Genomic DNA, 26,112 nt, shown 5'->3' with positions numbered 1-26,112 from the left:
CCGCTTGCCACGCAAGGAGCCTGCCTCATGACCTTATCGATTCATCTCAACCCGACCGTCGGTACGATGGATATGTCCGCATGAGCCGCGCCATCAATCTCAACGCGCCGCTGGACGATGTCACGGCGCTGTGCGCTCGCCATGCCATCGCCATCTCGACCATCGAGCCGCTGACGTCGGGCGGCACGCGCGTGGTCCTGCTCAATCCCGACGGCGCGGATCGTATCCGCACGCTGATGAAGACCAAGATCATCACCACGCCGGTCGTTCGCTCGCCCATGCATATGGCGCGCCAGCCTCTGCCGCGTTATCGCTGAAAGCTGACCAGTACGTTAGCTTGCGAATCGCCAGCGTTACCGAAATCTTTAGCATTTTCGGGCAGAAAAGCGGGCAAATTCACCGTTTGAAGGATTGTCCGCCTCATGCCCGTCGACGCAAAGCAGAAGGTTTCCGTCATTGGCCTTGGCTATATCGGCCTGCCGACCGCCGCGTTGATCGCGCGTGGCGGCGCGCAGGTGGTGGGTGTCGACGTCAGCGCCCACGTGGTCGAAACGGTCAATAGCGGTCGCGTCCATATCGAAGAAGTCGACTTGGACGGCCTGGTGCAGGGGGTCGTCGCACGCGGCAAGCTCCGTGCGAGCCTGGAGGTGGAAGAAAGCGACGTCTTCATCATCGCCGTGCCGACCCCGGTGTCGGAAGATCGGGCGCCGGACATCTCCTATGTCCTGAACGCCGCGCGCACGATCGCTCCGGTACTCAAGGCCGGCGACACCGTGATCCTCGAATCCACATCTCCCGTCGGCACGACCGAATCGATGCGCGACGTGATCGGCACCATCCGTCCCGACCTCAAGATGCCCGGCACCGGCGTGGCCGGCGACATCGCCATCGCCTATTGCCCGGAACGCGTGCTGCCTGGCCGCATCCTGGTCGAACTGATCGACAACGACCGCTGCATCGGCGGCATCACGCCGCGTTGCGCGCGCAAAGCGCTGGGCTTCTATCGCCAGTTCGTCCGCGGCGCCTGCATCACCACCACCGCCCGCGCGGCCGAAATGGTCAAACTGGTCGAAAACAGCTTCCGCGACGTCAATATCGCCTTCGCCAATGAATTGTCGGTGATCGCGGAGAATATGGACATCGACGTGTGGGAAGTGATCCGCCTCGCCAACCGCCATCCGCGCGTCAATATCCTCTCGCCCGGTCCTGGCGTCGGCGGTCATTGCATCGCCGTCGATCCCTGGTTCATCGTCCATGGCGACCCGGAAAATGCCCGCATCATCCGTACTGCGCGCGAAGTGAATGACGGCAAGACCGACTATGTCGTGGCGAAGGCGTCCGACATGATCGACGTCTTCGCCGGCGAAGACGTCGCCTGCCTCGGCCTCGCCTTCAAGGCGAATATCGACGATTTCCGCGAAAGCCCCGCGGTGAAGGTCGCGGCGCGGCTGGCGCGTCGCTATGGTCGCCGCGTCAAGCTGGTCGAACCCTATGCGCAGGCGCTGCCGATGGAATTTGCCGGGACGGGGGCCGAACTGATCGATCTCGATACGGCACTGGAACAATGTGGCGTTTTCGTCATTCTTGTCGATCATGACATGTTCAAATCTGTCCCCGTCGATGAACGCGCCGGCAAGGCTGTTTATGACACCAGAGGAATCTGGCCCGATCAGCCGCGTCGCCTGGCGGAACCGGCGCCCGACCGTCTCGCCGTCTGACGGTCATCGGGTTCGTTCGACCCGTCCCGTCCGTGGTTGCCATCGCGGTGCCGCGCCGTTAACCCCCGGCCTCATCTGGGTTAAGACGGGGCGGGAGCGCGGATGAAGCGCGGAAACAGCATCAACCGATCGATTGCAGCGCTGATCGCGTGCGGGTTGCTGGGTGCGTGCGCGACCGTAGAGGATGCGCCGCGCGGGGAGGCCGCCTATGCCGCAATTCCGCCGCCGCCGGCGATCGGTATGGATTATCGCATTGCGCCGGACGATGTGCTGCGCATTCAGGTCTATCACGAGCCGGGTCTGTCATTGGAAGATGCGCAGGTTACGGCGGCGGGCATGATCCGCATGCCGCTGATCGGCGACGTGTCGGTCGCGGGACTGACCGCCGGCGAAGCGGGCGACGTCATCGCCGGGCGGCTGGGCGAACGCTATCTGGTCTCGCCGCAAGTGACTTTGTTCGTGAAGCAGGCGGTGGGCCGCCGCGTCACATTGGACGGCGAAGTGCGCGAACCCGGCCTCTATCCGGTCGAAGGGCGGCTGACCCTGTTGCAGGCCATCGCCCTGGCGAAGGGGCCGACCCGGCTGGCGGGGCTCAACCAGGTCGTCGTCGTGCGCCAGCTGGACGGCCAGCGGCAGGCCGCTCTGTTCGATCTGGCCGCCATTCGCAAGGGGCGTGCGCCCGATCCTGAAATCCTGCCGGGCGACATGGTCATCGTCGGCCTGTCGCGCGCCAAGGCGATAGTGGGCGGCGCACTGCTGGCCGTGCCCGCGCTCGCCACCGGCTTCATTGCGCTGGACGGAAATCGCTGATGGGTCTTCCTGCTTTCCCGACGCGTGACGATGCGGATGGCCGCGGCGAGGGTTTCAATGCCCGCCTGTCGGTCGCCGCCGCGCGCTGCTGGCTGGTCTTGCGCCGGCACCGCATCATCCTGTTCGTCACCATGGCGCTCTGCCTGCTGGCCGGCGCGATCTTCATCCTGACATCGACGCCCGATTATCGCGCGACCGCCTCGGTCGAGGTGGAGGATGTGCCGGCCGGCGCGGCCGGTTCCGCCGCCGCCCAGCGCGCCGGCACGGCCAACGACACCGAAACGCTGATGCAGACCGAATTGGAGGTCTTGCGCAGCCGGGCGCTGGCGGAGGAAGTTGCGCGCGATCTGGCGCTGGTCGGCACGCCGACCTTCTTCAAGGGCATGGACGAGGTCCGGCCGGCCGAGGGCGTCGGGACGTTGTCGCAGCGCCAGGTGGAACAGGACATGGTCGTGCGGCTGCTGCGCGACAATCTGGAGGTCGAACTGCCCGGCAAGTCGCGGGTGCTGCGGATCAGCTTCGTCAGCGCCGATCCGGTGCTGTCGGCGCGCGTGGCCAACAGCTATGCCGACAGCCTGATCCGCGCCGATCTGAAGCGCGGCTTCGAATCCGGCGTGCAGGCGCGCCGCTTCCTGCTGGGAGAACTGGATGGCGCGCGCAACGATCTGGCGCGGGCGGAGCGCGACATGGCTGTCTATGCCGCGCGCACGGGCACGCCGGTCCAGCCGGGCGAAGAGAGCAAGCCGGTCAAACCTGCCGCGCCCGACGGATCGGTCGCGACGCGCCTGGCCCAACTTAACGCCTTTCGTGCTCAGGCCGCGGCCGATCGCATCGCGGCGCAGAAACGCTGGGAAAGCGCGCGGCGCGCCAGCGCCGATACGCTGCCTGAAGTGTTGGGCAACGGGGCGATGCAGCAGATCATGGCCGATCGCGCCCAGGCCCGCGCGGCGGTCGCCGAAGAACGGCAGTTCCGCAAGGACGCGCACCCCGAAATGCGGGAAGCGCGGGCGAAGCTGGCGGCGCTGGACGAGCAGGCCGATTCCATGGCCAACACCATCCGCGCGTCGCTGCGCGAACAATATGACGTGGCGGTGCGCGGCGAGGATCAGATCGCCAGGGAAATCGCGCAGCTCGAACAACAGGCGCAGGTTGAGCAGGGCCGCGATGTCCAGATGGGCATCATGGAACGCTCGGTCGATACCTATCGTATGCTGCACGACAGCCTGCTCCAGCGCTATCGCGACATGGCGTCCCAGGCAGGCTTCCAGGCTGGTCGCATCCAGCCGCTCGATCGCGCGGCGGTGCCGGCGCGGCCCTTTTCGCCGCGCATTGGCGTGATCCTCCTGTTGGCATCGCTCGGCGGGCTGGCGCTCGGGCTGCTGCTGGTGGCGGCGCGCCACATGTTCGACGACGCCGTGACCTCCGCCGACACGCTGGCGGAACGGGTCGGCCTGCCCTTGCTGGGCGCGGTGCCGGTGACCGGCGACAATCCCCAGCCGGCGGAGATATTCACCCCGATCGCGGCGTCTTTGCTGCTCGCGTCGGCCGATGGCCTGCCGCGATCGATCCTCGTCACCAGCGCGCAGGAGGGGGAGGGCAAGTCGCTGACCCTCCATGCGCTGGCGCTGGCGCTGGCGGGCCTCGGTAAGTCGGTGCTGGTAATCGACGGCGACATGCGCCGTCCGGTGCAGCATCGCCTGTTCTGCCTGTCCCCCGCGCGCGGCATCAGCGAAGTGCTGACCGGTCAGGCCATGGCGCAGGATGTGATCGTGGACACCGGCGTCGCGGGCGTGGCGCTGCTGCCTTGCGGCACCCTGCCGCCCAATCCGTCGGAACTGCTGTCGACCCCGGCGCTGGACGGCCTGCTCACGGCGGTGCGCGACCGTTATGATACGGTGTTGATCGATGCCCCGCCGATCCTCGGTATCGGCGATGCTCCCTTGCTGGCGGCCAAGGCGCAGGCCAGCCTGCTGGTGGTCGAATGGGGCCGCAACCATCATGGCGGCTTGCGCGCAGCGGTGGAGCGTTTGCGGCGCAGCGGCGGCGCGATCATCGGCGCCATCCTGACAAAGCAGCAGGGCCGGGCGATGGATTACGACTATCACCGCGGCGGGTGAAGGCCATTCTTGACATCCGTTCGGGCTGAGCCTGTCGAAGGCTCTCAAAAACAGCGCCATCCCCGAGGAAGGCGCTGTTTCATATCGTCAACAGGGAGGAAGCGCTCAGGCCCGCGCCATCAGCCCTTCGACCAGCCCCTGGAACAGGCGCTTGCCGTCGGTCGCGCCATGGGCCGGTTCGATCACCCGCTCGGGATGCGGCATCATGCCCAGCACATTGCCGGCATCGTTCAGGATACCGGCGATGTTGCGGGCCGATCCGTTCACGCTCTCCGCATAGCGCAGCGCCACGCGCCCTTCGCCTTCCAGCCGGTCGAGCGTCGCATCGTCGGCGAAATAATTGCCGTCATGATGCGCCACCGGATAGCGGATCGCTTCGCCCGCCGCATAGCGGCTGGTGAAGGCGCTCTGTGCATTCTCGACCGTCAGGGCGACATCGCGGCACACGAAATGGCCGCCGGCGTTGCGCAGCAGCGCGCCGGGCAGCAGGCCGCTTTCGGTCAGCACCTGGAAGCCGTTGCAGATGCCCAGCACGAAAGCGCCGCGTGTCGCCGCCTTCGCCACCGCCTGCATCACCGGCGAACGGGCCGCCATCGCGCCGGACCGTAGATAATCGCCATAGGAAAAGCCGCCCGGCACGCCGATCAGGTCGATGTCGTCGGGCAGCTCCGTGTCGCGGTGCCACACCATGGCGGGCTTGCTACCGGTCGCAGCCTCGAACGCCACCGCCAGGTCGCGGTCGCAATTGCTGCCCGGAAAGACGATGACGGCGCTTTTCATACTTCAGGCCACCTTTTCGATGCGATAGTTTTCGATCACCGTATTGGCCAGCAGCTTGCGGCACATGGCGTCGATATCCTCGTCGCTGGTGTCGTCGGCCAGGTCCAGTTCGATCAGCTTGCCCGCGCGCACGTCGTTGACGCCGCCAAAGCCCAGCCCGTCGAGCGCATGATGGATGGCCCGCCCCTGGGGATCGAGGACGCCGCCCTTGAGAGTGACGAAGATGCGGGCTTTCATGGGACGCGGACTCCTTGGAATCGACTGACGCCGCGCGATTCCGCACGGCCGAACTTTGCCGCACCCCCTAGGCGCGGCGGCGCGCGGAGGCAAGCCATTATGACTTTGTTAGCGACCATTGCGCTAGTGTGACTATGGGATTTTGGGGGACGTGCGGGGCGATGTCCGGACTGGCGCTGGCGATGTTTGTCGGGTTGTTCGCATGGGGACAGCAGATCGTGGGATATGACGATCCGCACGGCAAGGTCCAACTCGCCCTGCTGGCGACCTTCAGCTTCGGCCTGCTGATCGGCTATCGCGCCAATCGGTGAGGCGCGAGGGCTGCTATTGGCCATGGTCGCGGTCATGCCGACGCGACGGCCCGAAGTTCACACCCCCGAAGTTCACACCATCGTCCGCCTTTTTCGAGCATTGCGCCTCCAAAGCGCTCGCGACGCGCCCGCGACGCGTCACGCATGCGCCACCCGCCTGACCGGGGCGCGTCATCAAGGTCACGCCTGCGCGCCGCCAGCGCGTCAGGGACATCGGCTTATCTGTTGGGAGTGAGCGGTTGGCCGAGCGGGTTGTCGGAAAACATGTCATCCATAAGGATAAATCAGAGAAAATCCAACATTGGAAGGATCAAATATCGTTGGTGACGATGGTCTGGAAGCGACCATTTGTAGACATAGCCAGAGGTAGGATTCGAACCTACAACCCCGCGTAACGAGCGCCACCCGAAGGCAACGGGATTCTCCATTCTCCCACGCTGACACACCGACATAGCACGATCTAACGGCCAGTCGACATGTGCATTTCTTTGGAAAGCTGCCCGTCCACTTCCCACCCATACAAGCCATTCCCACCCGTCCATCTATCCCCTAAGCGACGGGCATGAACCCCGATACGCTCTATTATATATGCGCCATCATCGCCGTCACCCTTGCGGGCCTCGCCAAGGGCGGTTTTGCCGGCATCGGCGCACTGGCCATGCCGGTGATGGCGCTCGCCGTCGATCCGGTCCGCGGCGCTGCCATCCTGCTGCCGATCCTGATCCTGCAGGATGCCGTCAGTGTCTGGGTCTATCGCCACAGTTGGGATGGCGGCATCCTCAAGGTCATGCTGCCCGGCGCCGCGGTCGGCATCGGCCTTGGCTATGCCTTCGCGGCGCGGGTGCCGGAAACCGCCGTGCTGGGTGTGCTCGGCGCGATCTCCGTGCTGTTCGGGTTGCAGCGCCTGTGGATCGAACGCGGCACGGCCGTGGTGCTGCCGTCGGATTCGCCCGGCTGGATCGGCTTCCTGTTCGGCATCGGCAGCGGCTTCACCAGCCATATCGCCCATGCCGGGTCGCCGCCCTTCCAGATGTGGGTGCTGCCCAAGCGGTTGCCCCGCGACATGCTGGTGGGGACGACCGCGCTCGCCTTTGCCGCGATGAACTGGATGAAGCTGCCCGCCTATGCCGCGCTCGGACAGTTCACCCACGCCAATCTGATGGCGACGGCGATGCTGGCGCCGGTGGCGATCCTGTCGACCTTCGCCGGGGTGGCGCTGGTGCGGCGGGTCGATCCCGCCCGCTTCTATACGCTCATCTACGTGCTGATGGTGCTGCTGGGCATCAAACTGATCGCCGACGCGCTGATGGCGTAGCGTTCAGCAGCTAGTCCTATCCCCCTGCCGTTCGTCCTGAGTAGCGCCGAGCGAAGTGGAAGCGGCGTATCGAGGGAGTGGGCACGCAAGCCCCTTCGATACGGGCCTTCGACAAGGTCAGTCCCTACGCAGGGCGAACGGGCATAGGAGCGGGGATTGAGCCGAAAAAAAGGCCGGCGCTAGTGGCCGGCCTTTCTATTTTCAGTCCTTTTCGCGCTTCTTGCGATGGGTGTCGAGGTCGAGGACGGTTGTGTCCAGCCCTTCGGGCAGCAGGCCAAGACGGCGCGCAACCTCCTGATAAGCCTCGACTTCGCCGCCCAGGTCGCGGCGGAAGCGATCCTTGTCCAGCTTCTCGTTGGTCGCCATGTCCCACAGGCGGCAGCCGTCCGGGCTGATCTCGTCGGCCAGGATGACGCGGCTATATTCGCCGTCATAGAGGCGACCGAATTCCAGTTTGAAATCGACCAGGCGGATGCCGATGCCCGCGAACAGGCCGCACATGAAGTCGTTGATACGGATCGCCATGTCGGCGATGTCGTGCATCTCGTCCTGCGTCGCCCAGCCGAAGCAGGCGATATGCTCTTCGGAGATCAGCGGGTCGCCCAGCGCATCGTCCTTGTAGCAATATTCGATCAGCGTGCGGGGGAGTTGCGTGCCTTCCTCGATGCCCAGCTTCTTGCTGAGCGACCCGGCGGCGACGTTGCGCACCACGACCTCGATCGGCACGATCTCGACCTGGCGAACCAGTTGTTCGCGCATGTTGAGGCGGCGGATGAAGTGGGTCGGCACGCCGATCTGGCCGAGCAGGGTGAAGATATGCTCGGAAATCCGGTTGTTCAGCACGCCCTTGCCCGAAATCGTGCCCTTTTTCTGGGCATTGAAGGCAGTGGCGTCATCCTTGAAATATTGAATGATCGTGCCGGGCTCGGGGCCTTCGTAAAGGATCTTTGCCTTGCCTTCGTAAATCTGGCGGCGACGGGCCATGCGCGTTCCTGACTTATCTTAGAGCGATTTCTAATCAGATGGACTCATCTGATGGCTCGGAAATCGCGTAAAACCAACACCCCAGATCGGCCGATCCGATGCCATCGGATCGAAAACCGATCTAGAAAAGATTGCGCCCCGGCAAACGCGAATCGGAAAGGATCAGCGGGTGCCGGGGCTGCTAGGCCGGCCCATAGAGCAAAGTGGATGGGCGTGCAATTGGTGCGCCCGTTACAGCACATCCCCGAACATGAACCAGATCATCGCGCACCAGCCGACCAGGCCGATTACGCCCAGGATCAGGCCGGATCGGGCTCGAATGGCGGGCCAGAAGCCGCGGGGTTCGTCTTCATCGTCGCTGTGCATGACACGGGCCTTAGCGAGGGAAGCCGCTCCGCTCAACCGGCAGGCGCCGCTTCCAGCAAGGCTTTGAGCGTGCGCAGGTCCGCCGTCACGGCCTGCGCATCGGCCTCGAACGCCGCATCGTCCACGTCCGGCTGGCGCAGCAAAGTGAAGATTACCTCGGTCCCGGCGCCATGTTCGATCATCCGCAGCGGGATATAGATGTCCGGCCTGCCCGCCAGCCGCACGCGATGGTCGAGGATGCCGAAATCATTGGCCGGTGTGAACAGCACCAGCGCTTCGCCCGCGGGCGTATCCGCGACCCAGCCATCATCGCTTTCATGCAGGGTCGCGGACAGGCCGGCGGCCCAGCGCGGAAAATTTTCCGGCCGCCGTGCGAAGGCATAGGCCCGCGCCAGAGGCACGGCGATGCCCATGCTCAGGTGGCGGACCTGTGCCGTCATCCCGCCATGTCTTCCGTCAGCGGCGGCGCTTCGGCGCGTTCAACCGCCATCAGCCGGCCGGTGAAACATTGCCGCCACCAGCTGATATCCTGTTGCTCCACGCTGTCCATCATCGCGCGCCAGCGCCGCTTGCGCTCGTCCAGCGGCATGGCCAGCGCCCGCAGGATCGCGTCGGACATCTCTTCCGGGCTGTAGGGATTTATCAACAATGCATCCTTGAGCTGCATCGCCGCCCCGGCGAAGCGGGACAGGATCAGCACGCCCGGATCTTCGGGGTCCTGGGCCGCGACATATTCCTTCGCGACCAGGTTCATGCCGTCGCGCAGCGGTGTCACCAGCCCGATCTTTGCGGCGCGATAGATGCCGGCCAGCTTGTCGCGCGGATAACCCTGGTTGACGTAGCGGATCGGGGTCCAGTCGACGTCGCTATATTCGCCGTTGATCCGTCCTGCGAGGGAATCGAGCGTCGCACGGATCTGCTGGTAGCTTTCCACTTCCCCGCGCGAGGGCGGGGCGATCTGGGTCAGCAGCAGCTTGCGGTGGTGTTCGGGATGATCCTTCAGGAAACGGGCATAGCCGTTGAACCGCTCCTCCAGCCCCTTGCTGTAATCCAGCCGATCGACCCCGACGATCATCGACCGGTCCTGCAACGACGCGCGAACCAGGCTCAACATATCCTGCGCCTCGTCGCTCTCGGCGGCCTCGGCAAATTCCTTCGCGTTGATGCCGATCGGACAGGCGACCGCCTGGATTGTGCGATCGCCGACGGTGACGAAGTCGCCATTGACGCTGCCGCCCATCTCGCGCTCGACATAATGGCGGAAGGATTCGAGCCATTCCTCGGTATGGAAACCGATGACGTCATAGGCGAACAGCGTGCTGACCAGCTTGCTGTGATGGGGCAGCGACACCAGCAGCCGGGTCGGGGGCCAGGGAATGTGGAGGAAGAAGCCCATGCGGTTCTTCAGCCCCTTGTCGCGCAGCATCTGGCCCAGCGGGATCATATGATAGTCATGGACCCAGATGACGTCTTCGGGTTCGATCAGCGGGCTGGCCGTCTCCGCGAAGCGCTTGTTGACGCGATTATAGCCACCCTCGAAATCGCGGGCATATTCGGCCAGGTCGATGCGGAAATGGAACAGCGGCCACAGCGTCTTGTTGGCGTAGCCATTATAATATTCGTCGACATCCTGTTCTTCCAGGTCGATCGTCGCGGTCTTGACCCCCTCATCCTCGGCAAAGCCGATATGGCCGGTGAAATTGTCGGTGACGTCGCCCGACCAGCCGACCCAGATGCCCCGGCTTTCCCGCAAGGCTTGCGACAGGGCGACGGCCAGCCCGCCCTGGTTGCCCGACTTGCTGGGCCGACTGACCCGGTTCGATATGACGATAAGGCGGCTCATCGCATCGCGCTCCACGGTTTGCTCAGCAAGACGGCGCAATTGATGATGCCGACCAATGAGTAGGTCTGGGGATAATTGCCCCATAATTCCCCGCTAATGGGGTCGATATCTTCGGACAGCAGCCCTGCGGCGGTGCGGCGGGACAGCATCTCCTCGAACAGGGCGCGGGCCTCGTCGGTCCGGCCGGTGCGATGCAGCGCCTCGATCAGCCAGAATGTGCAGACGTTGAATGCCGTCACCGGTTCGCCGAAATCGTCGGGCGCGCTGTAACGCAGCATGTCGTTGCCGCGCCGCAGGTCGGTTTCCAGCGCCGCCAGCGTGCCGATGAACATCGGATCGTCGGCAGTCAGGAAGCGCAGGTCGAGCAGTTGCAGCAGCGACGCATCGCGCGAATCATCCTCGAAATTGGCGGAGATCGCCTTGCTGTCGGTGCGCCAGGCGGCCTCCAGGATGCGCGCCTTCATCGTGTCGGCGCGGTTCTGCCAATGACCGGCGCGCACCGGCAGGTCGAGCGCGGTGGCGGCATGGGCCAGCCGATCGCACGCCGCCCAGCACATGACCGCGCTATAGCTGTGGACATGGGCGCGGGTGCGGAGTTCCCACAGGCCGGCGTCGGGCTGGTCGTACACCGCCCAGGCGCGTTCGCCGACTGCCTCCAGCGCCTCGAAATCGGCATGGCCCGCCATGCGCAGCAGGCGCTGGTCGATGAAGCCCTGCACCGACGACAGCACGATCTGCCCATAGGCGTCATGCTGTATCTGTTCATAGGCGGCGTTGCCCACGCGCACTGGTCCCATGCCGCGATAGCCCGGCAGTTGCTCGGCCTCCCATTCGGTCAACGTCGCGTTGCCGCGCACGTCGTAGAGCGGCTGGATATGCCCGCCCTTGGCGCCATCGACGATGTTGCGCAGATAGACGAGATAGGATTCCAGCACGTCGAGCGCGCCCAGCCGGTTCAATGCCTCGACCGTATAATAGGCGTCGCGAACCCAGCAGTAGCGATAGTCCCAGTTCCGCCCGCTGTCGGCATGTTCGGGTATGGAGGTAGTGAGCGCGGCGACGATCGCGCCGGTTTCCTCATGCTGGCAGAGCTTGAGCGTGATGGCGGACCGGATTACCGCTTCTTGCCATTCGGCCGGGATGGCGAGGCCGCGGACCCAGAGTTGCCATTCATGGATGGTGTCGTCCAGCATCCGTTCGATCGCGGGACGCAGCGCATCGGAAAAGCCTTCGTCCGGCCCCATGAAGAAATGGGCGTCCTGCTCCAGCCGGAACCAGCTTTCCTGCGCGATCAGGCCGATCGGCGCATTGGTCGATATGCGCATCGCCATATAGGACAACACGATGCGAATATGGTTGGACCCATAGCTGACCGGCACTTTTTCAGCGTTCCAGGCGGTGGTGGGACGCAGCTTGACGCGGATACGGGGGGAGCCGGCGACCGGACGCACGATCCGGATGAAGGCGACCGGGCGGTAGATGCGGCCCTTATGCTTGTGCCGCGGGCAGAAATCGAGGATCTCGATCGCATTGCCCTGCGCATCGCTCTGGCGGGTCACCAAAATCGGGGTGTTGCGGATATAATGCTGCTCGACCGCGACGCAATTTTCCAGTTCGATCGCCCAGAAGCCCCGCGCCTGCGGGTCGTCCCATGCTTTGGCGTCCAACAGGGCGGAAAAGACCGGGTCGCCGTCCACGCGCGGAACGCAGGCCCACACCATGCGGCCCATGCGATCGATCAGCGCGGAAGCCTGGCAATTGCCGATGGGCCAAAGGTCGAGCGTGCGCTCGCTACCGGCCAGGATGGAGTCAATTGGTGCTTGGATCGGTCTGCCCCTTTCGTTGCTCACGACAAGGGACGCCCGAATATGCTATCCGGCGACCCCCTCCGCCAGATAATGCCTGACGGCGGCAACCTGTTCCAAAGAGAATGCGGCCAATGTCGCGCGCGGCATTCCGACCAATATGCCCGCGCCACCCAATTCGGCGGCGGCTGCAAAGCCTTCCTCGTCGGTCACGTCGTCGCCGATGAAGACCGGCACGCCGCCGGCCATCGGCGCGCTTTGCATCAGGGTCAGGAGCGCGCTGCCCTTGTCCGCGCCGCCGGGGCGCAGTTCATACAGCATCTTGCCATGTTGTAGCGCCAGGCCATGTGCATCCGCCAGAGCCTTCGCCAGCCGGCCCGCTTCGTCGCCCCACTGCGGGGCGCCGCGGAAATGCAGCCCTACGCTGATGGACTTGCGTTCGACCAGCAGGCCGGGCTTGCCCTCGACAAAGGCGTTGAAGGCGGCCTCCACCGCATCGATCGCAGGCAGGCGGGGCGGGGCGTCCACCGCCGCGCCGGGCCGGGCGAATTCCAGCCCGTGGGTGCCGGACAGCAGGAAATCGCCAAAGCCGAGGTCACGCAGGGTCGCGATCGATCGGCCGCTGACGATCGCCAACCGTCCGTCCAGTCGATCGCGCAGCCGAGCCAGCAGCGACAACAGGTCGTCGCCCACGTCCACCGCATCCGGCGTGTCGGCCAGCGGCGCCAGCGTTCCATCGAAATCGACGAACAGCGCCGCGCCGTTCAGCAAAGCGGTCGGAGGAGGGGGAAGGGCGGGAAGGGGGGCAAAAGCGGATTCGGACACGGGCGCAAGGTGGCGTCCCCGCCCGAAACCGCAACCCCCGATTTGGTGTCGGCCGTCGATTTCTCCGCCGGCCGGCTCAGTTGCGGCATCGCCGTTCACTGGCCGCCCAGGGTGAAGACCAATGGATCGCATGCAGGACGCGAAACGCCTGCATGATCTTCGCCAGAAGCCTGTCGATGCCGTCGTTGATCTGCTCGCGACCGTCATGCCGCAGCCGGTCGTCATATTCGTCACGCATGATGCCGTCCTTTTCGTGAAGCGGGAGGCGGATCGGAAAAGCCATCCGCGCCGTTGCTTCTGCCCGATTGCCGCTACGCCCGCCAACAAAAGGCTGGACGCTTTAGATAAGCTCAGCTTATTGATGGCGGCATGTCGACATTGCCGCCCCTGTCCGCCATCCGCGTGTTCGAAGCAGCCGCTCGCCTCGAAAATTTCACCGCCGCGGCGCTGGAACTGGGCATGACCCAGGCTGCGGTCAGCTATCAGGTGAAGTTGTTGGAGGAACGAATGGGGCTCAGCCTGTTCCAGCGCATCGGACGCAAGGTCGTCTTGACCGACAAGGGGCGGGACATCGCGCCGATCCTGACCCGCGCCTTCGACCAGATGCGCCAGGGCTTCGCCGCGCTGACGCAGGATCATTCGGCCGTGCTGACGATCAGTTGCACCAACAGCTTCGCGCATCTGTGGCTCGCGCCCAAGATCGGCGCCTTCCAGATGCGCCATCCGCAGCTCGCCGTGCGCATCCAGGCGGATGACAGTGTCGTCGATCTCGCCCGCGACGGCGTGGACCTGGCGATCCGGGGCGGGAAGGGGCAATGGCCGGGGCTGGAGGCGACATTGCTGACCCACAACCGGCTGGTGCCGATGTGCAGCCCGGCCTGGCTGGACCGGCACGGCCCGATCGCCGATGCGCAAGCGCTCCATGCTTTGCCCCGCCTGTCACCCGATGACATGTGGTGGCATGAATGGTTCGCGGCGATGGCGGTGGAGGCCGATCCGGCGGCCGGCCCGCCCGGCATCGCCCTCGACAGCCAGGTGATGGAGGGTCGCGCGGCGATCGGCGGGCAGGGCGTCGCCATCCTCAATCATTTCCTGTGGAAGATGGAGATCGAGTCGGGCCTGCTGGTCGAAGCCGTGCCCTCCTATGTCCGGGAAATCGCCAGCTATTGGGTGGTCTATCCGCCTCACGCCCGCAACACGCCCAAGGTGAAGGCCTTCCGCGACTGGATCGTGGCGGAATTTGCGGCCGAGATCGCCGCCGATCCCGAAGGGCGATACTTGCCGCATTGACGCGTCATGCGTATATTCATGCGCATATCAGATACAGGAGTCGGTCGTGACCAAACATGAGCGGATCGCCACGCGAAAGGCGACGAACCTGTCACTGGACGTTGATCTGGTAGCCGATGCGAAAGCACTGGGCATCAACCTGTCCCGCACGTGCGAAGATGCTTTGCGCAGCGAGATTGCGTCGGCGCGCCGACGGCAATGGAAAGAAGACAACGCGGCCGGCATTGCCGCCTCCAACGCCTATGTCGAACAACATGGATTGCCGCTCGAAAAATATCGGCGGTTCTAATGGCGCGTTTTTGTGTCCATCGCCTGCCTGATGGTGCCTATGTTCTGGACTGCCAAACCGACCTGCTGGACCATCTGACGACCCGCTTCGTAGTGCCGTTGGTCCCGCTCGACGATGTCGGAACGCCGATGGCGCGCCTCAATCCGCAATTTAATGTCGATGGGCATCGACTGGTTATGATGACGCAATTTTCCGGCGCGGTGCCTGCGCGGTCGCTGGGGAAAGTCGTGCTGTCGCTGCGGGATCAGGATTATGAGATATCCAAGGCCCTCGATATGCTGATCGCCGGCTTCTGACCAAATCCGTTTCCGTTTCGTGCCCGTCCTGCTATCCGACCTGCGATGACTGATTTTCGCGACCCGTTCGACGCCATCAAGGATCACCCGTTCGACGATGCGCTTTCGCAGCGCTATCTCGTCTATGCGTTGTCGACCATCACCGCCCGGTCGTTGCCGGACCTGCGCGATGGCCTGAAACCGGTGCATCGCCGCCTGCTCTGGGCGATGCGCCTGCTAAAGATGGAGCCGGGCGGCGCGTCCCCGGACGTGCTGGTCGCCAACCCGGCGCGGAACACCACAAGTTACAAGAAATGCGCCCGCGTCGTCGGCGACGTCATCGGCAAATATCACCCCCATGGCGACCAGTCGGTCTATGACGCCATGGTGCGGCTGGCGCAGGAATTCTCGCTGCGCACGCCGCTGGTCGACGGGCAGGGCAATTTCGGCAACATCGACGGCGATAACGCTGCGGCGATGCGCTACACCGAAGCGCGCCTGACCCAGGCCGCCGCCGATCTGATGGCGGGACTGGACGAAGGCACGGTCGATTATCGACCCACCTATAATGGCGAGGATGAGGAGCCGGAGGTCTTTCCCGGCCTGTTCCCCAATCTGCTCGCCAATGGCGCGACCGGCATCGCGGTCGGCATGGCGACGAGCATCCCGCCGCATAATGTCACCGAACTGATCGACGCGGCCGGCCTGCTGATCGACGATCCCGACACCGATCATGCCGCCTTGATGGCGGTGGTGAAGGGGCCGGATTTTCCGACCGGCGGTGTCCTGGTGGACAGCCCGTCGATCATCTCCGAAGCCTATGTCACCGGGCGCGGCGCTTTCCGCACGCGGGCGCGCTGGCATAAGGAAGAGGGAGGACGCGGCACGTGGATCGCGGTCGTCACCGAAATTCCCTATCAGGTGCAGAAATCCAAGCTGATCGAACAGATTGCGGCGCTTATCAACGATCGCAAGCTGCCGATCCTGGCGGACGTTCGGGACGAGAGCGACGCGGAAATCCGCATCGTCATCGAACCGCGCGCGCGTACCGTCGATCCGCAGATGTTGATGGACAGCCTGTTCCGGCTGACCGATCTGGAAAATCGTTTCCCGCTGAACCTCAACGTTCTCGACGCTACCCGGACTCCGCGCGTGCTGGGCTTGCGCCCGCTGCTGATAGAATGGCTCAAGCACCAGATCGACGTTTTGGTCCGCCGCGCCCAGCATCGGCTGGAAAAGATCGCCGGCCGGCTGGAACTGCTCGACGGCTATATCATCGCCTATCTCAACCTCGACCGGGTGATCGAGATCATCCGCACCGAGGATGAGCCGAAGGCGGTGATGATGGACGAATTCGCCCTCAACGACCGCCAGGTGGAAGCCATCCTCAACATGCGGCTGCGCTCGCTGCGCAAGCTGGAAGAGATGGAGTTGCGGCGCGAACATGCGGAACTGGTCAAGGAGAAGGAGGAACTGGAGAAGCTGGTCGAAAGCCCGGCGCGCCAGCGCACCCGCCTGAAGCGCGATCTGGCCGCACTGCGCAAGCGCTACGGCCCCGAAACCGATCTCGGCCGCCGCCGCACCCTGGTCGAGGAAGCCGCCCCGGCGCGCGAAATTCCGCTGGAGGCGATGATCGAGCGCGAACCCATCACCGTGATCCTGTCCGAACGCGGCTGGATCAGGGCGATGAGCGGCCATCGTGACCTTGCCGCCGCCGACACGCTCAAATTCAAAGAAGGCGACGGCCCGCATTATGCGTTCCACGCCTACACCACGGACAAGCTGCTGCTGGCGACCTCGACCGGCCGCATCTACACGCTGGCGTCGGACAAGCTGCCGGGTGGTCGCGGCTTTGGCGACCCGGTGCGTTCTCTGGTCGATATGGACAATGAAGGCGCGATCGTCGCCTTCATGCCGGCGCGCAGCGGGACCGAATTGCTGCTCGCTTCGTCGGATGGCCGTGGTTTCGTGGCGGCAACGGCGGACCTGATGGCGGAAACGCGCAAGGGCAAGCAGGTGGTCAACGTCCGGGCCGGCGCGAAGCTCAGCGTCATCCGACCGATCCCGGCCGAGGCGGACAGCATCGCCGTGATCGGCGAAAACCGTAAGCTGCTGGTGTTCCCGATCACCGAAATGCCGAAAATGACGCGTGGGCAGGGCGTGCAGATGCAACGCTATCGCGACGGCGGCCTGTCCGACGCAATCGCTTTCCGCCTGTCCGATGGCCTGAGCTGGACGATGGGCGGCGAGTCGGGGCGTACCCGGACGGAAAGCGACATGATGCCGTGGAAGGTCGCGCGCGGCGCCGCCGGGCGTATGCCGCCGACGGGGTTCCCGCGCGACAATCGCTTCTGATTTCAAGCATTTCGCCTTTGGTCTAAGTTCCTCCCATTCGGCGGTTAGCGTTTCCCGAAAATTTACTCCTTCTCGATACAGCGGGCGTATGGAATCGACGTCGGTGCGCAATTTGCCGGTCAAACAGGCCAGCGGCACCCCCTTGCCGGGGGGCGATGACGCGCATCCTGTGCCGGGCATCAGCGTGCCTGACTGGCTATCGGCCCTGCCACAGCTTGCGGCCATATTTTCCTGCGAAAACAACGAAATAACGTTGGTTCACGGCAATGCGCGCTTCGCCGCCGCATTTCAGGCGCAGTCCGAACGGGCCGACGCCGCGGCGAAGATGGCGGCGGCATGGCGTGACCGGGTCATGGGCTTCATCCGATCCGGACGCGATTCGGACAGTTTCGAATTGCGTCGCGACGGCAAGCTGGGGCCGGAATATTTCATGTGCACCATCGGCCGCCTGCCCGCAGCCCAAGGACGCCCGGAACAATATCTCTTCACCGCCACCGACCGCACCGGCGAGCGGACGATCGAAAAGAATCTCCGCCGGGAATTGCTGTCGGACGGCCTGACCGCGCTGCCCAATCGCACGGGATTCGGCGAAGAGATTGACGACCGTCTCGCCAATTCGGCCTGGCCCGACAAGGCGCAGTTCGGCATCATCGCGATCGACCTCAGCCGCTTTAGCCGGGTCAATGAATCGCTCGGTCCCATGGCGGGCGACGAACTGCTCATCACCGTCGCCAAGCGCCTGAAGTCCAGTCTGCGCCAGGGCGATGTGCTGGCCCGCATCGGCGGCAATGATTTTGCTATTTTTGCACGTTTGAACAACGGCTTGTCAGACGCTCTTCATATCGTGCAGCGGATCAAGGAGGCGCTCAGTTCGCCGATCCGCTTGAGCGACCTGCAAATCCGCGTCGACTGCGCCATCGGCTGCGCGCTTTCGCTCAACCTGGACGATGATCCCGACGACGTCGTGCGCAAGGCGCAGGCCGCGGTGAAGATCGCCAAGCGCAGCGGCAAGGTCGAAATCTATCGCAATGGCGTGCTCAAGGAAGCGCAGCGGCGCTTCTCGATCGAAAGCCGCCTGCGCGACGCGCTGGCCCAGGGCGGCCTGACGCTCGCCTACCAGCCGCTGATCCATCTCCAGACCGGTGAGATCACCGGGTTCGAGGCCTTGGCTCGCTGGAATGACGAGGAACTGGGCCATGTGCCCCCGGTCGAGTTCATCGCCGTCGCCGAAGAAAGTGGCCTTATCACGCCGCTGGGCCGGTGGGCCGCCTATGAGGCCGCGCAGGCGCTGTCGCGCTGGGATGCGAAATTCGGCCAGCCTCTGCCCGTGGGCGTCAACGTCAACCTCTCGCCGATCCAGATGGCGCGCGACGATGTCGCCTCGATGTTCGAGGAAGCCTTGCGCTATTCGGGCATTGGCGGGCATCGGCTGACGGCGGAATTGACGGAAAGCGCGATCATCGCCGATCCCGACAAGGCGCGGAAACTGCTCGTCGCGCTCAAGGGGTTGCAGATGCCGATCGCGATGGACGATTTCGGCACCGGATTCTCCAACCTCGCCAGCCTGCACAGCCTGCCGATCGACATATTGAAGATCGATCGCAGCTTCGTGTCCACGATGCTGGAGGATCATGACAAGGCGGTCATCGTCCGCACCATCCTGTCACTCGCCGAATCGCTGAACTTGCGGGTCACCGCCGAAGGAATCGAGACGCAGGCGCTGGCCCTCGCGCTCCAGCAGATGGGCTGCTGGCAGGGGCAGGGCTATCATTTCGCCAAGCCGATGCCCGAAGCGGAAGCGTTCGACTATTGGCGCGCGCGCTGGAATTTCGAGACGATCTGATCCGCGATTACCGCGACGCGTGTCGCGTCGGGGAAATCTTCCGCCACCCATTCATCCTGCACCGCACGCAACGCCTTGGCCACATCCGGGCCGGGCGTCAGACCGCGTGCGATCAACGCCCCGCCGCCGATCGGCAGGGCAGGCGGGGTCCAGTCCCGCAACGGGGTCAACACCGCCAGCGGCCTGTCCAAATCGAGCAGCAGCCTGTCGATCGCGCCTTCCAGCCCGACCCGATAGGCCAGCGCGCGCGGACTTTCCACCGCCGCCGCCGGCTTCAACGCGACGACCAGCCGCTTGCGCGCCTTGTTCGACAGCTTCAGCCGCGCGCCAACCCCATCCGCCAATGTCGCATCGGGCGGCAGCAGGGCAGCCAGCCGCCGCAGCGCCGATGATGCGATCCCGGCCTCCGCCTCGCGCGCGATCAACTGATGGACCCGCCCGATCCCGGCCGCATCCACTTCCGGCAGCACCGGCCGCAATATGCCGCCCTCGACCATCAGCCGCAGCGCATGGACCGGCGCCGCAACGCCCAGCAATTTCAGCAGTTCGTCGGCGATCCGCTCGCGCGACAGCGCCATCAGGCTGTTGGCCGCGGCGACGCACGCATCATAGGCGATACTGTCCAACTCATTGTCGCCATAGCGCGCCAGGAAACGGAAATAGCGCAGGATGCGCAGATGATCCTCGGCGATCCGCGCCGAGGCATCGCCGATGAAGCGCAGCCGACGCGCCTCAAGATCCGCGATCCCGCCGAAATAATCGCTGATCGCGCCGGTCAGCGGATCGGCATAAAGGGCGTTGATCGTAAAGTCCCGCCGCGCCGCATCCTCGCGCCAGTCGTCCGTATAGGCGATGGTGGCGCGCCGCCCATCCGTGCTGACGTCGCGGCGCAGCGTGGTGATTTCGACCGGCCCGTCGGGCAGGACGGCGGTGATGGTGCCATGGTCGATCCCGGTCGGCACCGCCTTGATCCCCGCGCGCTTCAGCCGATCGACTACGTCCTGCGGGCCCAGCGTCGTGGCGATGTCCAGATCATTGACCGGCAGGCCCAGCAGCCCGTCGCGCACGGCGCCGCCGACGAAATGCGCCTTGCTCTCCGCCGCCTCCAGCGCGGCGAACAGGCCGTCCAGGCCGGGGCGATGGCGCCATTCGGCATCAGGCAGGTATATGGTCATGGCCCAGCCTGCGCGAGAGGTTGGCGAGAATGGCGGCGGTGATCCCCCAGATGCGGCGGCCTTCCCAATATATCTCGTAATAATGACGCTGCCTGCCCTCATATTCCACCGCATGGCGCACCCTGCGCGCGGGATCGAGCGCGTAAGCGAGCGGCAGTTCGAACCAGTCGGCGACCTCGCTTTCCTGCGCGCGCAGCGGCAGGTCGGGCGGAATGACGCCCAGCACCGGGATAATGTCGAAGCCGGTAAAGGTGTGGTAGTGATCGGACGTCCCGATCACCTGCACCCGGTCGGGCGGCAACGCGATTTCCTCCTGCGCCTCGCGCAGGGCCCCGGCGATCTCGTCGGCGTCGCCCGCATCCACCCGGCCACCCGGAAAGGCGATCTGGCCCGCATGTTTGCGCAGGCGCGACGATCGCTCGGTCAGGATCAGGCCGGGTTCCGCTCGGTCGGTGATCGCCACCAGCACGGCCGCGGGCGCCAGCGCAATCTCTCCGTCGATCCGCGGATCGCGCATATCGTCGGGCGCCAGATCTTCGCGCCTGTGCCCTTCTTCCAGCGCGGCGCGCAACCGCTGCGCCAGCGTCATGCCGCCCCGTCCAGCGGGAAGAAGGCGCCGTCGCTCCACAGGCCGATGCGCTCGGCGTCTTCTTCCAGCGCCAGGTTCATCAACTCATAATAGACGCTGCGCGCCACCAGCGCCTCCATTCCGCCGCGCACATGCAGATAGGGATGCGGCCCATCCGGCGTCTCGCGCAGGCACAGCTTGTGGTCCGGCCCGGCGGTCACGATGTCGCCATTCTTGATCTGGAAGGCGAGGGTGCGGCCGCGGCCTTCACCTTCGCTCTTCAGTTCGACGGCGACGAAGGGCGCATCCTCCACCGCGATGTCAAGCTTCTCGAACGGCGTCACCAGCACATGGCTGCCGTCCGGCTCGCGCCGCAATATGGAGGAGAAGAGCCGCACCATCGTTTCCCGGCCGATCGGCGATCCCTGGTGAAACCAGGTGCCGTCGCGCGCGATCCGCATCTCGCTGTCGCCGCAATGATCGGGATTCCACTTCTCGACCGGCGGCAGGCGCTTTTCGGCAGCCAGCCGCGCGATATCGGCGAGCGAGAGGGTGGACAGGTCGGGCAGGGGCTCCATCGGCATGGGGCGGAGATAGGAGCCTCTCGCCCGAAGGCAAAGGGTAAATCAGGCCGCGACGGCGATTCTGGGACCGAGCATCCCGCTTCCGCCGACCGGACGACCATCGACCGACAATGCCAGCAACCGGCGCGGCTCGAACGGGCCGGGCGCGTCCCAGCCTGCCGTGCCCTCCGCGACAAAGCCCCAGAAACGGCCATAATATTCGGGATCGCCGATCATCATCAGCGGCTCGCTGCCCTGCGCGCGCGCGGCGGCGACCACCGCGTCCATCATCGCCCGGCCATGGCCGCCAAACTGATGCGCCGGATCGACCGCCACCGGCCCCACCATGATCAGCGGGATTTGCGCGCCATCCTCACCCGTCAGCGCCACCGGCCAGCTTTGCAGCGACCCGATCAGCGCGCCTTGGGCGTCGACGGTGGCGAAGGAGAGGGCGGGCAACCAGGGCATACCGTCGCGGATGCGATAGGCCGTGCGTCCGTGCCGGTCGGCGCCGAACGCCGCGTCGAGCAGTTGCTCGATTGCCGCTTCGGGCTGGCTGTCCAGGGGAACAATGTGAGACACGTCTTGCCGATCCGCCATCAATGGCGCATGGGGCAGCGCCGGAAGCGGGGCTTTAGCGCCCGCTTTGCAAAATGAAAGATTAAATTGGCCCGCCCGCACGGCACGGCATGGGTCTGAGTTGGCGAGTTATGCAGACTGGATTTGACGATTTTCTGACGCTGGAGGTCAACAACCTCCATGTCGACGTGCTGACCGGCATTTATTCGGAGGAGACGCATCTCCCCCAGCCGCTGCGCATCTCCATCCGCGCCCGCCTGCGAATCGCCGATCATTACGAGCCGGACACGGCGCTTGGCCAATCCAAAAACTATATGGACCTCAAGCACGCCGCCTCGACCGCGCTGCCCCAGGGCGTGCACTTCACCCTGATCGAAGCGGTGGCAGACCATATCATCGACACCATCTTTCTGCAGGACGACAAGGTCAGCCATGTCGAGGTGAAGATCGTGAAGCTCGCTTTGTCCGAACGCGGCGAGGAAATCGGCATCACCCTGGGCCGCGGCCGGAAGTAACGCACCAACCTTCGTTTGTTTCGAGCGTGTCGAGAAACGGGAAGCGCTCCGTTACCTGCTTCTCGACTGGGTTCGAAGCCAACGACGTCAGCCTTTCTTGATCAGCCCGATCTCGATCAGCCGCTCGGTCAGATAATCATGCGCGCTGATCGGCGGATCGCGGCGTGGATTCTCCTCGTTCACGCATTGCGGCAGCGCGTCGATCATGAAATCGGGGCGCAGGTGCAGGAAGAAGGGCATGGAATAGCGCGAATGGCCGCGCCGCTCCGGCGGCGGGTTGACCACGCGGTGGCTGGTCGACGGCAGCAGATGGTTGGTCAGCCGTTGCAGCATGTCGCCGACATTGATCGCCAGCGCGCCGGGCGGCGGCACCACCGGCAGCCAGTTGCCGCCGCGATCCTTTAGCTCCAGCCCGCCTTCTTCCGCGCCCAGCAGCAGGGTGATGAGGTTGATGTCTTCATGCGCGCCCGCGCGAATGCCCGGCGCCTGCGGCGACACTGGCGGATAATGGAGCAGCCGCAGGATCGAATTGCCATTGTCGATCGGTCCGTCGAACCAGCGTTCGGGCAGGCCGAGATAGAGCGCGATCGCCGACAGCAATTCCGCGCCGACCCGATCGAACTCGCGATAGAGCTTGGCGAAGACCGGCTCGAACTCCGGCATTTCCTCCGGCCATATATTGGGCGGCATCGTAGCGGCCAGCGGATCGCCCTCGGGCAGGTCGCGGCCGACATGCCAGAATTCCTTCAGGTCGTTCTCGCTCGCGCCTTTGGCGATCTCGGTGCCGAACGCGGTATAGCCCCGCTGTCCGCCATTGACCCTGGCGTTGTAGCGCTGCTTCACATCCTCCGGCAGCGCGAAGAAGCGCCGGGCCAGCGCCCAGCCGTCATCGACCAGCGCCTGGTCCATGCCAGGGTCCTTCACCATGGCGAAGCCGAACTGCTGGAAGGATCGGCCGAACGCCGCGGCGAAATCCGCCTTGCTCATTGCCTCCATGGACAGGACAGGCACCTGATCCAGTACCGCTTGCGACACGTCTTATCTCCAAATATCATTTGTCGGGGTCATGCCCTGCATATGGGGCGGCCCGTGCATGACGCCATCCTTGATCGCGCCGGGACGCTGTTGCAAGGAGGCAAAATGAACTACTGGCTGATGAAATCGGAACCCGATGTCTTTTCCTATGACGATCTCGTCAGGAAAGGGAAGGCCGAATGGGACGGGGTGCGCAACCATGCCGCACAGGGTCATATGAAGGCGATGCGCAAGGGCGATCTGGCCTTCTTCTACCATAGCAATATCGGACTTGAGGCGGTCGGTATCATGACGATCGTCGAAGAAGCCGCGCCCGACAGCACCGACGACAGCGGGAAGTGGATCGCCGTCCATGTCGCGCCGCATGAAAAACTCGCGCGGCCAGTGTCGCTCAAGGCGATGAAGGCGGATTCAGCCCTGTCCGACATGGTGATGCTGCGCCAATCGCGCCTTTCCGTCGCCCCTCTGACCAAAGAGCAATTCGACCATATCGTCGCAATGTCAAAGGCTTGATCCACGGCGTGTCGCGCGGTTGCACAGGATGCAACTGGCGCGCCGTTTTTTGCGATTGTGGCTCTGCCGCGCTGCAACATAGAAGCGCCCGCAACAGAATAAGAAAAAACAAGAGGTGTTTGATCGGCATTCACAAGGAGTTTACCCATGCGAATGCTGTCCAAGTTCATTGTCACCGGCGCCCTGAGCGCCATCGTCGCCATTGCCTCTCCCGCCCAGGCTGAAGAAGCCGGCAAGCAGCGTTTTACTCACGAAGGCTATACCTACGTGTATCAGGTGAAGGACACCAAGACCGGCAAGGTCATTTCCGGCCGTCGCTTCCCCGATGCCGTCGCGTTCAACCTGGCCGTCAAGAATGGCAAGGTTTCGGGCGTATCGGGTGGTCAGCCGGTCGCCTTCAAGGTTGAAGACGCGCGCGGCGCCGCCGCGGAATAAGCCTTCAGGCTGGCAAAAAGTTAGGGACGGCATCCGACGGGATGCCGTCCCTTTTTTGTCGCGCTACAAAGCTGTTGGAAAGAGACGGCTGTTTCCAGCCGGCTCCGACACCTCAGCGACAGGTGCGCTTGCTGTCGATCGACTTGCCCAGCAGGGCGCCGCCGGCAGCGCCGAGAATCGTGCCGGTCGCACGGTCACCGCGGGTATCGATCGCCCGGCCGACCAGCGCGCCACCCACGCCGCCGACGATCAGGCCGGTGGTGCCGTTCGACTTGCGGCAATAGGTCCGGCCGTCGCGGCCACGCCATTCCTTATAGCGATAATGTTTGCGCGCCTGCGCGCCGTCGGTCGGCACCGCCATGGACATGGGAATGGCCAGCGAAACGGCGGCCAGGGCGAGTAGAGCTTTACGCATGAGTATCTCCTCCGATAGCGTGATTTGTCGCTTCAACCCGCTTACCTTGATCGAGGTTGCATGAACGTCAGGCAACAATCTAAGTAACTGTTTCCAATGCAATAAATTTTGAGGTGAATGGATGCGGGCGGACGACGAACGGGATGGACGGGCGCTGATCGACCGGCTCGGCCTCGCCCCGCATCCCGAAGGCGGCTGGTATTTGGAGACGTGGCGTGCGGCGGAATCGCCCGGCGAGCGTGCTGCCGGCACGGCGATCCTGTTCCTGCTGGAGGCGCATCAGCGTTCCCACTGGCATCGTGTCGATGCCGACGAACATTGGTTCTGGCACGCTGGCGCGCCGCTGGTCCTGTCGATCGCGCCGCCGGGCGCGCCGGCCCGCGATCTACTGCTGGGGCCGGACATTCTGGGCGGTCAGAGGCCGCAAGGCTGGGTGCCGGCGCATCATTGGCAGGCATCGACACCGCAAGGAGGATGGGTGTTGGTCAGTTGCACCGTCACGCCGGGCTTTGATTTTGCTGGCTTTTCCCTGGCGCCGCCGGACTGGTCGCCGCCCGGCTGAAACTTATCCACAGTTATCCACAGCTTTGCGAACCGGTCCGTCACAAATTCGTCCGATTTCGCTTGGAGCGACTCACCGATGGTGAGACCATCCAGTTATCGAGACAGCGGAAACGGAGTGATCCAGATCCAAAATCCCCGAGAAATCTGGGATTATGCTGTGGAGATAGTTCGCTAGCAGGCAATGTCCGCAAGGACGGCGCCGGGCAGACGGACGGGATGTTTGGGACCATTGCCGGGTACGCGCGAAAGTGAACGTCGGGCATCGGAAGCAAGCAGCCAGCATCGGAAAGGCGGCCCTTGGCCTAGAATCCGAAGCACAGCCTGTATGGCCATCTTCGCCCGAAGATGACGTTCAGGATACGCCGGGCCGATGATCGCATCCTGCGAGGGACGCGGATCGCATGACCCGACGGAAGTGGGGACCGGCAGCAATGCCGGCCCCCATTTTGCGTTTGGGCGGCGGCAGCGTCTTGATGGTCCGGAACGATTTTAAAATGGTGCCGGCTACAGGATTCGAACCCGTGGCCCCCTGATTACAAATCAGGTGCTCTACCAACTGAGCTAAGCCGGCGTGCCTTTCGGACGCA

30 protein-coding genes and 2 tRNA genes are annotated in these 26,112 nt (G+C 64.4%); 15 read left to right on the top strand and 17 right to left on the bottom strand.

Going from position 1 to position 26,112, the window contains the following annotated elements; genetic code table 11:
* The first annotated feature begins 80 nt into the window (after nt 1–80).
* The 4 genes from SBA_RS13455 to SBA_RS13440 all read left to right on the top strand — a co-directional run bounded on the left by SBA_RS13455 (nt 81) and on the right by SBA_RS13440 (nt 4,645).
* Nucleotides 81–317, top strand: coding sequence for a hypothetical protein (locus tag SBA_RS13455; protein ID WP_129926133.1), 237 nt, complete (start codon nt 81–83; stop codon nt 315–317).
* Between the two features lie 105 nt (nt 318–422).
* Nucleotides 423–1,718 (top strand): UDP-N-acetyl-D-mannosamine dehydrogenase, encoded by a 1,296-nt coding sequence (gene wecC / locus SBA_RS13450; protein ID WP_261934800.1) that lies wholly within the window; start codon nt 423–425, stop codon nt 1,716–1,718.
* 102 nt (nt 1,719–1,820) lie between these two features.
* The gene (locus SBA_RS13445) at nt 1,821–2,528 is read left to right on the top strand and encodes a polysaccharide biosynthesis/export family protein (RefSeq protein ID WP_261934799.1); all 708 of its coding nucleotides are present in this window, start codon (nt 1,821–1,823) and stop codon (nt 2,526–2,528) included.
* A complete protein-coding gene (locus tag SBA_RS13440; protein ID WP_261934798.1) occupies nt 2,528–4,645 on the top strand; it encodes a GumC family protein in 2,118 nt (705 codons plus the stop codon). Before SBA_RS13445 ends, SBA_RS13440 begins: the two co-directional genes overlap by 1 nt.
* A 105-nt stretch (nt 4,646–4,750) precedes the next feature.
* Here the strand turns inward: SBA_RS13440 and purQ are convergent, their stop codons facing one another.
* Both purQ and purS read right to left on the bottom strand, forming a co-directional pair.
* Nucleotides 4,751–5,425 carry a phosphoribosylformylglycinamidine synthase subunit PurQ gene (purQ, locus tag SBA_RS13435; RefSeq protein ID WP_261934797.1) on the bottom strand — a complete coding sequence of 225 codons (675 nt, stop codon included), beginning with the start codon at nt 5,423–5,425 and terminating at the stop codon, nt 4,751–4,753.
* A gap of 3 nt (nt 5,426–5,428) precedes the next feature.
* Nucleotides 5,429–5,662, bottom strand: coding sequence for a phosphoribosylformylglycinamidine synthase subunit PurS (gene purS / locus SBA_RS13430; protein WP_088182756.1), 234 nt, complete (start codon nt 5,660–5,662; stop codon nt 5,429–5,431).
* Nucleotides 5,663–5,823: 161 nt separating this feature from the next.
* Between purS and SBA_RS13425 the strand changes: the two genes are divergently transcribed.
* Nucleotides 5,824–5,973, top strand: coding sequence for a hypothetical protein (locus SBA_RS13425; RefSeq protein ID WP_224549824.1), 150 nt, complete (start codon nt 5,824–5,826; stop codon nt 5,971–5,973).
* A gap of 358 nt (nt 5,974–6,331) precedes the next feature.
* Here SBA_RS13425 and SBA_RS13420 read toward each other — a convergent pair.
* Nucleotides 6,332–6,415: transfer RNA gene (locus SBA_RS13420), tRNA-Pro, on the bottom strand.
* Nucleotides 6,416–6,535: 120 nt separating this feature from the next.
* On the opposite strand from SBA_RS13420, the gene SBA_RS13415 reads away from it, so the two are divergent.
* Nucleotides 6,536–7,288 carry a sulfite exporter TauE/SafE family protein gene (locus SBA_RS13415; protein ID WP_261934796.1) on the top strand — a complete coding sequence of 251 codons (753 nt, stop codon included), beginning with the start codon at nt 6,536–6,538 and terminating at the stop codon, nt 7,286–7,288.
* A 201-nt stretch (nt 7,289–7,489) separates the two neighbouring features.
* Here SBA_RS13415 and purC read toward each other — a convergent pair whose 3' ends face one another.
* The 7 genes from purC to SBA_RS13380 all read right to left on the bottom strand — a co-directional run bounded on the left by purC (nt 7,490) and on the right by SBA_RS13380 (nt 13,394).
* Complete coding sequence (gene purC, locus SBA_RS13410; RefSeq protein WP_224549829.1) at nt 7,490–8,272, bottom strand: phosphoribosylaminoimidazolesuccinocarboxamide synthase; 783 nt, start codon at nt 8,270–8,272, stop codon at nt 7,490–7,492.
* Nucleotides 8,273–8,503: 231 nt separating this feature from the next.
* Nucleotides 8,504–8,638, bottom strand: coding sequence for a hypothetical protein (locus tag SBA_RS13405; RefSeq protein WP_261934795.1), 135 nt, complete (start codon nt 8,636–8,638; stop codon nt 8,504–8,506).
* Between the two features lie 32 nt (nt 8,639–8,670).
* A complete protein-coding gene (locus SBA_RS13400; protein WP_261934794.1) occupies nt 8,671–9,078 on the bottom strand; it encodes an SRPBCC family protein in 408 nt (135 codons plus the stop codon).
* Complete coding sequence (otsA, locus tag SBA_RS13395; RefSeq protein ID WP_224549833.1) at nt 9,075–10,481, bottom strand: alpha,alpha-trehalose-phosphate synthase (UDP-forming); 1,407 nt, start codon at nt 10,479–10,481, stop codon at nt 9,075–9,077. Before otsA ends, SBA_RS13400 begins: the two co-directional genes overlap by 4 nt.
* Nucleotides 10,478–12,202: a glycoside hydrolase family 15 protein gene (locus SBA_RS13390; protein WP_390902453.1), complete on the bottom strand. Its 1,725-nt coding sequence runs from the start codon at nt 12,200–12,202 to the stop codon at nt 10,478–10,480. The genes otsA and SBA_RS13390 overlap by 4 nt, the downstream gene beginning before the upstream one ends.
* 150 nt (nt 12,203–12,352) lie before the next feature.
* Nucleotides 12,353–13,111: a trehalose-phosphatase gene (otsB, locus tag SBA_RS13385; RefSeq protein ID WP_261934793.1), complete on the bottom strand. Its 759-nt coding sequence runs from the start codon at nt 13,109–13,111 to the stop codon at nt 12,353–12,355.
* A gap of 76 nt (nt 13,112–13,187) precedes the next feature.
* On the bottom strand, nt 13,188–13,394 hold the full coding sequence (locus SBA_RS13380) for a hypothetical protein (RefSeq protein WP_261934792.1): 207 nt from the start codon (nt 13,392–13,394) through the stop codon (nt 13,188–13,190).
* An 86-nt stretch (nt 13,395–13,480) separates the two neighbouring features.
* On the opposite strand from SBA_RS13380, the gene SBA_RS13375 reads away from it, so the two are divergent.
* The 5 genes from SBA_RS13375 to SBA_RS13355 all read left to right on the top strand — a co-directional run bounded on the left by SBA_RS13375 (nt 13,481) and on the right by SBA_RS13355 (nt 19,163).
* Nucleotides 13,481–14,401, top strand: a complete 921-nt coding sequence (locus SBA_RS13375) for a LysR substrate-binding domain-containing protein (RefSeq protein WP_261934791.1) — start codon at nt 13,481–13,483, stop codon at nt 14,399–14,401.
* Between the two features lie 46 nt (nt 14,402–14,447).
* Nucleotides 14,448–14,690: a type II toxin-antitoxin system CcdA family antitoxin gene (locus tag SBA_RS13370; protein WP_261934790.1), complete on the top strand. Its 243-nt coding sequence runs from the start codon at nt 14,448–14,450 to the stop codon at nt 14,688–14,690.
* Nucleotides 14,690–14,986 carry a CcdB family protein gene (locus SBA_RS13365; protein ID WP_129926126.1) on the top strand — a complete coding sequence of 99 codons (297 nt, stop codon included), beginning with the start codon at nt 14,690–14,692 and terminating at the stop codon, nt 14,984–14,986. Before SBA_RS13370 ends, SBA_RS13365 begins: the two co-directional genes overlap by 1 nt.
* A gap of 45 nt (nt 14,987–15,031) precedes the next feature.
* Nucleotides 15,032–17,320, top strand: coding sequence for a DNA topoisomerase IV subunit A (gene parC / locus SBA_RS13360; RefSeq protein ID WP_261934789.1), 2,289 nt, complete (start codon nt 15,032–15,034; stop codon nt 17,318–17,320).
* An 88-nt stretch (nt 17,321–17,408) separates the two neighbouring features.
* A complete protein-coding gene (locus SBA_RS13355; RefSeq protein WP_224549847.1) occupies nt 17,409–19,163 on the top strand; it encodes a putative bifunctional diguanylate cyclase/phosphodiesterase in 1,755 nt (584 codons plus the stop codon).
* Here SBA_RS13355 and SBA_RS13350 read toward each other — a convergent pair.
* The 4 genes from SBA_RS13350 to SBA_RS13335 are packed head-to-tail and all read right to left on the bottom strand — an operon-like array spanning nt 19,127 to nt 22,069.
* A complete protein-coding gene (locus SBA_RS13350) occupies nt 19,127–20,338 on the bottom strand; it encodes a CCA tRNA nucleotidyltransferase (protein WP_261934788.1) in 1,212 nt (403 codons plus the stop codon). The two genes, SBA_RS13355 and SBA_RS13350, sit on opposite strands and share 37 nt — an antisense overlap.
* Nucleotides 20,319–20,927: a CoA pyrophosphatase gene (locus SBA_RS13345; protein WP_261934787.1), complete on the bottom strand. Its 609-nt coding sequence runs from the start codon at nt 20,925–20,927 to the stop codon at nt 20,319–20,321. The genes SBA_RS13350 and SBA_RS13345 overlap by 20 nt, the downstream gene beginning before the upstream one ends.
* A complete protein-coding gene (locus SBA_RS13340) occupies nt 20,924–21,490 on the bottom strand; it encodes a DUF1285 domain-containing protein (RefSeq protein ID WP_261934786.1) in 567 nt (188 codons plus the stop codon). Before SBA_RS13340 ends, SBA_RS13345 begins: the two co-directional genes overlap by 4 nt.
* 42 nt (nt 21,491–21,532) lie before the next feature.
* Nucleotides 21,533–22,069 (bottom strand): GNAT family N-acetyltransferase, encoded by a 537-nt coding sequence (locus SBA_RS13335; RefSeq protein ID WP_261934785.1) that lies wholly within the window; start codon nt 22,067–22,069, stop codon nt 21,533–21,535.
* A 110-nt stretch (nt 22,070–22,179) separates the two neighbouring features.
* Between SBA_RS13335 and SBA_RS13330 the strand changes: the two genes are divergently transcribed.
* Nucleotides 22,180–22,563 carry a dihydroneopterin aldolase gene (locus tag SBA_RS13330; protein ID WP_224549856.1) on the top strand — a complete coding sequence of 128 codons (384 nt, stop codon included), beginning with the start codon at nt 22,180–22,182 and terminating at the stop codon, nt 22,561–22,563.
* Between the two features lie 87 nt (nt 22,564–22,650).
* Here the strand turns inward: SBA_RS13330 and SBA_RS13325 are convergent, their stop codons facing one another.
* Nucleotides 22,651–23,598, bottom strand: a complete 948-nt coding sequence (locus SBA_RS13325; RefSeq protein ID WP_261934784.1) for an isopenicillin N synthase family dioxygenase — start codon at nt 23,596–23,598, stop codon at nt 22,651–22,653.
* Between the two features lie 105 nt (nt 23,599–23,703).
* On the opposite strand from SBA_RS13325, the gene SBA_RS13320 reads away from it, so the two are divergent.
* Entirely contained in the window at nt 23,704–24,111 is a 408-nt protein-coding gene (locus SBA_RS13320) for an EVE domain-containing protein (protein WP_261934783.1), read from the top strand.
* Between the two features lie 153 nt (nt 24,112–24,264).
* Nucleotides 24,265–24,546, top strand: coding sequence for a hypothetical protein (locus SBA_RS13315; RefSeq protein ID WP_224549930.1), 282 nt, complete (start codon nt 24,265–24,267; stop codon nt 24,544–24,546).
* A gap of 112 nt (nt 24,547–24,658) precedes the next feature.
* Here the strand turns inward: SBA_RS13315 and SBA_RS13310 are convergent, their stop codons facing one another.
* Complete coding sequence (locus tag SBA_RS13310) at nt 24,659–24,961, bottom strand: glycine zipper 2TM domain-containing protein (RefSeq protein WP_224549862.1); 303 nt, start codon at nt 24,959–24,961, stop codon at nt 24,659–24,661.
* A gap of 121 nt (nt 24,962–25,082) precedes the next feature.
* On the opposite strand from SBA_RS13310, the gene SBA_RS13305 reads away from it, so the two are divergent.
* Nucleotides 25,083–25,523, top strand: a complete 441-nt coding sequence (locus SBA_RS13305) for a cupin domain-containing protein (protein ID WP_224549863.1) — start codon at nt 25,083–25,085, stop codon at nt 25,521–25,523.
* A 497-nt stretch (nt 25,524–26,020) separates the two neighbouring features.
* Here the strand turns inward: SBA_RS13305 and SBA_RS13300 are convergent.
* Nucleotides 26,021–26,096: transfer RNA gene (locus SBA_RS13300), tRNA-Thr, on the bottom strand.
* Nucleotides 26,097–26,112: the final 16 nt, after the last annotated feature.

The organism is Sphingomonas bisphenolicum (assembly GCF_024349785.1).
GTDB lineage: Bacteria > Pseudomonadota > Alphaproteobacteria > Sphingomonadales > Sphingomonadaceae > Sphingobium > Sphingobium bisphenolicum.
The sequence above is the reverse complement of the archived record's forward strand: the minus strand, read 5'-3'. Positions and strand labels throughout refer to the sequence as shown.

Coding starts and splice junctions, on each gene's coding strand:
- purS (WP_088182756.1), bottom strand. CDS start 5,662: ATGAAAGCCCGCATCTTCGTCACTCTCAAGGGCGGCGTCCTCGATCCC.
- SBA_RS13405 (WP_261934795.1), bottom strand. CDS start 8,638: ATGCACAGCGACGATGAAGACGAACCCCGCGGCTTCTGGCCCGCCATT.
- SBA_RS13310 (WP_224549862.1), bottom strand. CDS start 24,961: ATGCGTAAAGCTCTACTCGCCCTGGCCGCCGTTTCGCTGGCCATTCCC.
- SBA_RS13345 (WP_261934787.1), bottom strand. CDS start 20,927: ATGACGCTGGCGCAGCGGTTGCGCGCCGCGCTGGAAGAAGGGCACAGG.
- SBA_RS13355 (WP_224549847.1), top strand. CDS start 17,409: ATGGAATCGACGTCGGTGCGCAATTTGCCGGTCAAACAGGCCAGCGGC.
- SBA_RS13390 (WP_390902453.1), bottom strand. CDS start 12,202: ATGGTGTGGGCCTGCGTTCCGCGCGTGGACGGCGACCCGGTCTTTTCC.
- SBA_RS13350 (WP_261934788.1), bottom strand. CDS start 20,338: ATGACCATATACCTGCCTGATGCCGAATGGCGCCATCGCCCCGGCCTG.
- purC (WP_224549829.1), bottom strand. CDS start 8,272: ATGGCCCGTCGCCGCCAGATTTACGAAGGCAAGGCAAAGATCCTTTAC.
- SBA_RS13455 (WP_129926133.1), top strand. CDS start 81: ATGAGCCGCGCCATCAATCTCAACGCGCCGCTGGACGATGTCACGGCG.
- SBA_RS13440 (WP_261934798.1), top strand. CDS start 2,528: ATGGGTCTTCCTGCTTTCCCGACGCGTGACGATGCGGATGGCCGCGGC.
- SBA_RS13335 (WP_261934785.1), bottom strand. CDS start 22,069: ATGGCGGATCGGCAAGACGTGTCTCACATTGTTCCCCTGGACAGCCAG.
- SBA_RS13340 (WP_261934786.1), bottom strand. CDS start 21,490: ATGCCGATGGAGCCCCTGCCCGACCTGTCCACCCTCTCGCTCGCCGAT.
- SBA_RS13305 (WP_224549863.1), top strand. CDS start 25,083: ATGCGGGCGGACGACGAACGGGATGGACGGGCGCTGATCGACCGGCTC.
- SBA_RS13375 (WP_261934791.1), top strand. CDS start 13,481: ATGTCGACATTGCCGCCCCTGTCCGCCATCCGCGTGTTCGAAGCAGCC.
- SBA_RS13330 (WP_224549856.1), top strand. CDS start 22,180: ATGCAGACTGGATTTGACGATTTTCTGACGCTGGAGGTCAACAACCTC.
- SBA_RS13320 (WP_261934783.1), top strand. CDS start 23,704: ATGAACTACTGGCTGATGAAATCGGAACCCGATGTCTTTTCCTATGAC.
- purQ (WP_261934797.1), bottom strand. CDS start 5,425: ATGAAAAGCGCCGTCATCGTCTTTCCGGGCAGCAATTGCGACCGCGAC.
- SBA_RS13425 (WP_224549824.1), top strand. CDS start 5,824: ATGTCCGGACTGGCGCTGGCGATGTTTGTCGGGTTGTTCGCATGGGGA.
- SBA_RS13380 (WP_261934792.1), bottom strand. CDS start 13,394: ATGGCTTTTCCGATCCGCCTCCCGCTTCACGAAAAGGACGGCATCATG.
- parC (WP_261934789.1), top strand. CDS start 15,032: ATGACTGATTTTCGCGACCCGTTCGACGCCATCAAGGATCACCCGTTC.
- SBA_RS13445 (WP_261934799.1), top strand. CDS start 1,821: ATGAAGCGCGGAAACAGCATCAACCGATCGATTGCAGCGCTGATCGCG.
- otsA (WP_224549833.1), bottom strand. CDS start 10,481: ATGAGCCGCCTTATCGTCATATCGAACCGGGTCAGTCGGCCCAGCAAG.
- SBA_RS13400 (WP_261934794.1), bottom strand. CDS start 9,078: ATGACGGCACAGGTCCGCCACCTGAGCATGGGCATCGCCGTGCCTCTG.
- wecC (WP_261934800.1), top strand. CDS start 423: ATGCCCGTCGACGCAAAGCAGAAGGTTTCCGTCATTGGCCTTGGCTAT.
- SBA_RS13315 (WP_224549930.1), top strand. CDS start 24,265: ATGCTGTCCAAGTTCATTGTCACCGGCGCCCTGAGCGCCATCGTCGCC.
- SBA_RS13415 (WP_261934796.1), top strand. CDS start 6,536: ATGAACCCCGATACGCTCTATTATATATGCGCCATCATCGCCGTCACC.
- SBA_RS13365 (WP_129926126.1), top strand. CDS start 14,690: ATGGCGCGTTTTTGTGTCCATCGCCTGCCTGATGGTGCCTATGTTCTG.